5 protein-coding genes and 2 pseudogenes are annotated in these 7,143 nt (G+C 71.3%); 5 read left to right on the forward strand and 2 right to left on the reverse strand.

The window, feature by feature from the left end:
* The 4 genes and pseudogenes from ACIQOV_RS19145 to ACIQOV_RS19160 form a co-directional block, all read left to right on the forward strand.
* Nucleotides 1-181 (forward strand): annotated as a pseudogene (locus ACIQOV_RS19145) (hypothetical protein); the annotation flags it as partial.
* Between the two features lie 203 nt (nt 182-384).
* Nucleotides 385-555: a hypothetical protein gene (locus ACIQOV_RS19150; RefSeq protein WP_401049870.1), complete on the forward strand. Its 171-nt coding sequence runs from the start codon at nt 385-387 to the stop codon at nt 553-555.
* 22 nt (nt 556-577) lie between these two features.
* Nucleotides 578-2,353, forward strand: a complete 1,776-nt coding sequence (locus ACIQOV_RS19155; RefSeq protein ID WP_401049872.1) for a cation:proton antiporter — start codon at nt 578-580, stop codon at nt 2,351-2,353.
* Between the two features lie 216 nt (nt 2,354-2,569).
* A pseudogene (locus tag ACIQOV_RS19160) lies at nt 2,570-2,683 on the forward strand (family 1 glycosylhydrolase); the annotation flags it as partial.
* A 40-nt stretch (nt 2,684-2,723) separates the two neighbouring features.
* On the opposite strand, the gene ACIQOV_RS19165 reads toward ACIQOV_RS19160, so the two are convergent.
* Nucleotides 2,724-4,097, reverse strand: coding sequence for a cytochrome P450 (locus ACIQOV_RS19165; RefSeq protein WP_401049875.1), 1,374 nt, complete (start codon nt 4,095-4,097; stop codon nt 2,724-2,726).
* Between the two features lie 250 nt (nt 4,098-4,347).
* Here ACIQOV_RS19165 and ACIQOV_RS19170 point away from each other — a divergent pair, with 250 nt between their 5' ends.
* Nucleotides 4,348-6,408, forward strand: coding sequence for a phosphocholine-specific phospholipase C (locus ACIQOV_RS19170; protein WP_401049877.1), 2,061 nt, complete (start codon nt 4,348-4,350; stop codon nt 6,406-6,408).
* A gap of 62 nt (nt 6,409-6,470) precedes the next feature.
* Here the strand turns inward: ACIQOV_RS19170 and ACIQOV_RS19175 are convergent.
* The coding region (locus ACIQOV_RS19175; protein ID WP_401049880.1) for an amidohydrolase family protein at nt 6,471-7,143 on the reverse strand (673 nt) is incomplete at its 5' end.

The raw sequence follows: 7,143 nt of genomic DNA on the forward strand, positions 1-7,143 counted from the left end.
GGCGGACTTCCTGCAGGTGTACACCGGCGACACCCTGCCGGAGGGGGAACGTCGTCGCGCGGTCGCCATGGAACCGATGTCCTGTCCGCCGGACGCCCTCCGCAGCGGTGCGTCGATCGTCGCCCTCGGACCGGACGAGCGGCACACCGTCAGATGGGGCATCTCGCCATGGGAGAAGTGACCGAGGCCACGGGTCCTCGACCTCGCCGTCATCGGCCTGGCGATCACTCCGGAACCGGTGCCGATCGCCGCGTTCACCCTGATCCTCCCGGCGCGGAACGGCGTACGCCACGGTCCTGCCGTCCTGCTCACGTGGCTCGCACGCCTGGCTGTGGTACTCGGAGTCGTCCTCCTGTCCACCCGAGGCACGCCGCCCCGCTCGTGATGGAGCTTCGGACGACGTTCGCGTCCGCTCCGGCGGGAGCCGGACTCGCGCTGCTGCGCACCTGGTCGGCGGAACACGAGGACCAGGCGATCGTCACCCTGTCGCTGTCGCTGTCGCTGCTGCTCGGCCGCTGGCGGGTCGGCAAGAGCCGCCACCAGATCGTCCGGTGAACCGGCCTGCCGGAGCGGTGACGTGACGACGAACCAGATCCTCATCGGGACGGGCCTGATCCTGGTGCTCGCCGTCGGCTCGCAGATCCTGGCGAGCCGACTGCACATCCCCGCCCTGATCGTCCTGCTGCCCGTCGGCTTCACCGCAGGTGCGCTGACCAGCGATGTCGATCCCCAGCGACTGCTCGGCGCAGCCTTCTCGCCTCTGGTGTCGCTCGCCGTGGCGGTGATCCTCTACGACGCCGGTCTCGGGCTCGACCTGGCGAAGTTGAAGGGGCACATGCGCCGCGTCGTCATCCGGCTGATCTGGATCGGCGTGCTCCTCACCTGGGCGATCGGCACGCTCGTGTCGAAACCGCTGCTCGGCCTGGACTACGGAGCGGCCGTGATGCTCGGGGCCATCCTGGTGGTCTCGGGGCCGACTGTCGTGGGCCCGCTGCTCAGCTTCGTCCGCCCGACGGACCGGCTGCGGCACCTCCTGGTCTGGGAGGGCTCGCTGATCGATCCGGTGGGTGCGATCCTGGGCGCGCTCGTCTTCCACGCGGTCGACGCCAGTACCAGGGGTCGGTTCGGGAGCGGGGCGGCACACTTCCTGGGGAGTGTGGGCGTCGGCCTGGCCGGCGGGGCCGTCGGAGCGGTCCTGCTGTGGGCGCTGGTGCAGGGACTGCGGCTGGGCGAGGTGCTCGGGACCACCGCGCAGCTCGCCGTGGTGATCGGCGTGGCGGCGGTCTGCGACGTGCTCCGCGAAGACACCGGGCTGATCGCCGCGGTCGTGATGGGCCTGGCCGTCACCAACCTGCGACGCTTCGACTTCCCCGTGCGTCGGCCGTTCTTCGAGACACTGGTCACCCTGATCCTCGGGGTGCTCTTCGTCTCCATCTCGGCCACCGTGACACCGCAGTCGCTGCGGCACGTACTGCTCCCCGCGTTGGGACTGTCCGCCGTCCTGGTTGCCGTCGCCAGGCCGCTGGTGGCCCTGGTGTCCACGCTCGGCACTGACATTCCCCGAAAGGAGCGCGCCTTCCTCGGCTGGATGGCGCCGCGCGGCATCATCGCGGCATCAACCGCCTCGACCTTCTCGGCCGGCCTGGTCGGCAAGGGGATCGTTGGCGCCTCGAAGATCCTCCCGGCTACCTTCGTGGTCATCGTCGCCACGGTGACGCTCTACGGGCTGACCGCGACGCTCGTCGCCCGACGCCTGGGGGTCGTGCGCTCGGGCCGTTCCCGGCCGCTGCTGGTGGGCGGCGAGCCCTGGGTGGTCGACCTGGGCCTGGCCCTGAAAGCCGCTGGTCTTCAGGTGCTGCTGTGGGCCGGTCTCGAAGAACAGCGTGAGCGCATCGAACAAGCCGGACTCGAGCTGGCACCCGGAGAACTGCTGGCGGCAGCCACCGGGGAAGGCGCCGAGCTGGAGGGCATCACCGTGGTACTGCTTCTCACTGCCGAGGACGACTTCAACGCACTGGCGTCGGTGGTCCTGCGGGGGAGCGTGGACGGACCGGTCTACCGGATCGGGCCTCCAGCCGCCAGCCACGGCGTCGTCGCCCCGTTCCTGGGCGGTGACATCCTGTTCGGTGCCGGGCTCACCAGGCCTCGGCTGATGCGCCGGTACGGCGCCGGGGCCGACGTCGTGGCGCAACCGGTGAACGGCGCGACGCCGCCAGGGCACGACGCCCTGTTCGTGGTGCGCACCGACGGCCGCCTGGTTCCGGTCACCGAACACGACATCCCCTCTCCGCAGACGGGAGATACCGTCGTGGTCCTCGGCCCGGCCCCCGCCGGCCGTGCGGAACGGATCTGAGCTTCGGTCGGTCCAGCAGGCGGGTTCAGCCGGCCCAGCCGCTCCGGGGAGGAGAAGAGCTCGCGGCCGCGCATCGGCACGAGCGCCGTGGGACCGGGCGCTCGTCGAATCCATGGCCGAACTGCGCACCGGGGTGGTCGAGGAGGAGGTTGCCGGCCTTCTCCTCGACGGCTTGGCGGAGTACCGTCACGGATGGAATGACAGGCTGTTCGACGGGCCGAGGGCTATCACCAGCGCTTCGGCCTCGTCCACGTCGACTTCGCGACCCAACGACGCACCCCGAAGGCCTCGTACACCTGGTACCGCGACCTGATCGCCACGTACCGGGCCCGGCGTTCGGGGTGGTCGGCTTCCGGTCGGTGCGGGTGGTTCAGTCGGCTTCTGGGCGCGGTTCCACCGTCATGAGGAGGTTGTCGGGGTGGTTGGTGCTGGTCATGACGCCCCGGACCCGTGCTCCCGGGGCGGGCGTCAGCCGCCAGCGGCTCGCCACGGTCGCGGCCACGGTCAGCATCTCGGTGCGCGCGAAGGACTCCCCGATGCACAGGTGGTGGCCGGCGCCGAAGGGGACGAACGCGCCGCGCGGGGCGGGGGGCCGGTCGGGCAGCCAGCGGTCGGGGTCGAAGCGCAGGGGGTGGGGGAAGTGGCGGGGATTCCGGTGGAGGACGAGGGCGCTGAAGATGAACTCGGTGCCTTCGCGGAAGCGGTAGCCGCCGAGTTCGACGTCGGTGGTCGCGCGGCGGATCGTGATGCCTCCGGGGTTGCGCATCCGAAGGGCCTCGTCGACGACGCGACGGGTGTGGCCGAGCCGGGGCAACTGGTCGGCGGTGAGGGGGAGTACGGCGTGGTCGTGCAGCTCCTGGTGGAGTCGCCGGTCGAGGTGCGGGTGCCGGCCCAGTTCGTGGAAGAGCCAGGCGAGCCCGCCGGCGGCGGTCTCGGTGCCGGCCACCAGCAGGGTGATGAGTTCGTCGTGGAGCTGACGGTCGGTCATGGCCTCGCCGCTGTCGGCGTCCCGGGCCTGCAGGAGCATCGACAGCAGGTCCGGTCGCCCGCTCGCGTGGTCGGCGTGGTCGGCGTGGTCGGCGCGGTCGGCGTGGATCAGGTGGTCGATGGCGCGGCGCAGCCGGTCGTGGGCGTCGGCGAGGCGGCGGTTGCCCGGTGTGGGGAGCCGGTGCCACAGGTTCGTGGGGTCCAGCACCCGGGTGTACATGCCGTGCAGGACGACGGGCATGGCGTGGCGGATCTCGGCGGCGGCGGAGGCGTCGAGGGAGGTGGAGAACAGCGTCGAGGTGACGATGGCGAGGGACAGCTCCAGCATCTGCCGGGTGACGTCGACCACCTGGCCGGGCCGCCAGGAGTCGGCGCGCTCGGCGGCCAGTCGCGCCATGGTGTCGACGTAGTGGGCGATCTGCTGGTGGTGGAACGCCGGTTGCACCAGGCGCCGTTGGCGGAGGTGGAAGGCCCCTTCGGAGGTGGCAAGTCCGTTCCCGAGGTAGGGGCGGAGCTTGTCGAAGGAGCGGCCCTTGGCGTAGTTCGCCGCTTCGGTGACCAGTACGCGGTGGACCAGGTCGGGGCCGGTCAGCACATAGCTGGGTTTCGGGCCGAGGTGGGTGGCCACGATCGGGTCGAAGGCGGTGAGGCTGTCGAGGAACTCCAGCGGACGCCGCCACAGTGCGAGCGCGTGGCCGATCAGCGGGAGCCGTCCGGGTGCGACGGGAGGGGCCGGTGGTCGGCTGGCGGTGGGCATCGTCGTTCCTCCGGTGAGGGGTCGGGACCCAGTCTGCGGTCCGGCGCACCACCTGCGCACCCTTCGCACCGGGGCGCGCTGGTGGACTTCGCGGCGCACGGAAGCGGATTCACACCTTGTCCGTACAACTTGATGCGTTCGTCTGCCGTACGGCGGCCGGTCATGAACGGGCCGCCGGTTGGTACCCCGCGCGCGCTGTCCTTGGGGGCGCCGTCCTCCACCCTCCTGACATGCTGAGGTCAATCCACCCATGGCAGAGCTGAATCGTCGTCGCTTCCTCCAACTCGCCGGTGCCACCGTCGCGTTCTCGTCACTTTCGCAGAGCATCGCGCGCGCCGCGTCCATCGCCCCGCAGGGGAGCACCGGCACCCTCCAGGACGTCGAGCACATCGTCGTGCTGATGCAGGAGAACCGTTCGTTCGACCACTACTTCGGGGCGCTGAAGGGCGTCCGGGGCTTCGGCGACCCCCGCCCGGTCACCCTGCCGAGCGGCAGCTCGGTTTGGCACCAGACGGACGGCCTCAAGCGGGAGGTGCTGCCGTTCCGGCCCCAGGTCAGCGACCTCGGGATGCAGTTCGTCCAGGACCTCAACCACGACTGGGCCGGCGGCCACAAGGCCTTCAACAGCGGCACGTACGACCAGTGGGTACCCGCCAAGACGGCCACCACGATGGCCTACCTGACCCGCCAGGACATCCCCTTCCACTACGCGCTCGCCGACGCCTTCACCATCTGCGACGCCTACCACTGCTCGTTCATCGGCTCCACCGACCCGAACCGCTACTACATGTGGACGGGCTGCACCGGCAACGGGGTCGCCGGCAACGGTCCGGTCCTCGGCAACCAGGAGGCCGGCTACAGCTGGACGACCTACCCCGAGCGGCTGGAGAAGGCCGGGATCTCCTGGAAGATCTACCAGGACGTCGGCGACGGACTGGACGCGGCCGGTTCGTGGGGCTGGATCGGCGACGCGTACCGCGGGAACTACGGCGACAACTCGCTGCTCTACTTCAACAACTACCGCAACGCCAAGCCGGGCGACCCGCTGTACGACAAGGCCCGCACCGGCACCAACGCCAAGGCGGGCGACGGCCTGTTCGACCACCTGCGGCGCGACGTGCAGGCCGGCACCCTGCCGAAGATCTCCTGGATCGCCGCCCCCGAGGCCTTCACCGAGCACCCCAACTGGCCCGCCAACTACGGCGCCTGGTACGTCTCCCAGGTGCTGGACGCGCTGACGTCCAACCCCGACGTGTGGGCCAGGACGGCGCTGTTCATCACCTACGACGAGAACGACGGCTTCTTCGACCACGTCGTGCCGCCGTTCCCGCCCTCCTCCGCCTCGCAGGGCCTGTCGACCGTGGCGACCACCGCCGACTGGTTCGGCGGCGGCGTCGGCTACTCGGCCGGACCGTACGGGCTCGGCCAGCGGGTCCCGATGCTGGTCGTCTCGCCCTGGAGCACCGGCGGCTACAGCTGCTCGGAGACCTTCGACCACACCTCGATCATCCGCTTCATGGAGCGCCGCTTCGGCGTCCAGGAGCCCAACATCTCGCCCTGGCGGCGCGCCATCTGCGGCGACCTGACCTCCGCCTTCGACTTCAGCGCGTCGAACACGACCGCGGCGGCGCTCCCCTCGACGGCCGGCTACGCCCCGGCGGACCGCAACCGCCACCCGGACTACGTGCCCACCCCGCCCGCCACCGGCACCATGCCGAAGCAGGAGGCGGGCGCGAAGCCCACCCGCCCGCTGGCCTACGCGCCGTACGTGGACGGGGCGGCCGACACCGCGGCGGGCAAGTACCGTCTCACCTTCAGCGCGGGCGCGGCGGCGGGCGCCCAGTTCCTGGTGACCTCGCCCAACCGCACCGACGGTCCGTGGACGTACACCACGGAGGCGGGCCGGACGATCGCGGACGCCTGGAACACCACGTACTCCAAGGGCGTCACGGACCTCACCGTGTTCGGCCCCAACGGCTTCCTGCGCCGCTTCCGCAACCCCGGCAAGACCGCCGGGCCCGAGGTCACCGCCCGCCACAACGCGACCACCGGCAACCTCGACCTCACCCTCACCAACGCGGGCGCCGCGGACGTCGTGCTGACCCTCACCAACGCCTACGGCGGCACGCCGCAGGCCCTCACCGTCCGCCGGGGCGCGACCGTCACGTGCACCGTCGACCTGAGCGCCTGCCGCAACTGGTACGACGTGACCGTCACTTCGGGCGCGACCGCCGACTTCGTACGCCGCCTCGCCGGCCACGTCGAGACCGGCGCCCCCGGCCTCTCCGACCCTGGCATCGTCACCTACTGACGGCACCGCGCACAGCGCCGCCCCGGGCACGAGGGTGCCCGGGGCGGCGCTGTGCGGGCGACTCAGAGGAAGTAGAGCCGGTTCAGCGGGACTTCCTCGGCGGGGGAGGACCGCAGCGGCGTGCCGTCGAGGGTGACGAGACCCTCGCGCGAGTCGACGAGGACCTCGCCGAGGCGGGTGTTGCGGACCATGTCGCGCGGGCCGATCCCGCGGGTGTGGCGGACGGCGACGCGACGGCGCCGGGTGGTCATGGTGTCGTAGGGGCGGTCCCGGGTGCCGGACTCGGCGGCGGCGCGGCTGGTGAAGGCGACGGAGAGGTCGGCCGGAGTGGCGCCGTGAGCGCCGAACAGGGGCCCCAGAACGAGCGGTTGACAGGTCTCGGTGGCGGCGTTGGGGTCGCCGGTGACGCCGTAGGCGGGAAAGCCCGCCTTGAGGACCAGCTGCGGCTTGGCTCCGAAGGAGGCCGGCTGCCACAGCACGATGTCGGCGAGCTTGCCGATCTCGATCGAGCCGACCTCGTGCGCGAGGCCGTGGGCGATGGCCGGGTTGACGGTGAGCTTGGCGATGTAGCGCAGCACGCGCTCGTTGTCGTCGTCCGGGCCGTCGCCCTCCAGCGGGCCGCGCTCGGCCTTCATCTTCCCGGCCACGGCGAAGGTGCGGCGCACCGTCTCGCCGGCCCGGCCCATGCCCTGGGCGTCGGAGGAGGTGATGCCGATGGCCCCGAGGTCGTGCAGG

This window comes from Kitasatospora sp. NPDC091257 (assembly GCF_044757675.1).
GTDB lineage: Bacteria > Actinomycetota > Actinomycetes > Streptomycetales > Streptomycetaceae > Kitasatospora > Kitasatospora lactacystinica.

Bases quoted from the DNA above. Each gene is read 5' to 3' on its own strand.
- ACIQOV_RS19150 (WP_401049870.1), top strand. From the start codon at position 385: ATGGAGCTTCGGACGACGTTCGCGTCCGCTCCGGCGGGAGCCGGACTC.
- ACIQOV_RS19165 (WP_401049875.1), bottom strand. From the start codon at position 4,097: ATGCCCACCGCCAGCCGACCACCGGCCCCTCCCGTCGCACCCGGACGG.
- ACIQOV_RS19170 (WP_401049877.1), top strand. From the start codon at position 4,348: ATGGCAGAGCTGAATCGTCGTCGCTTCCTCCAACTCGCCGGTGCCACC.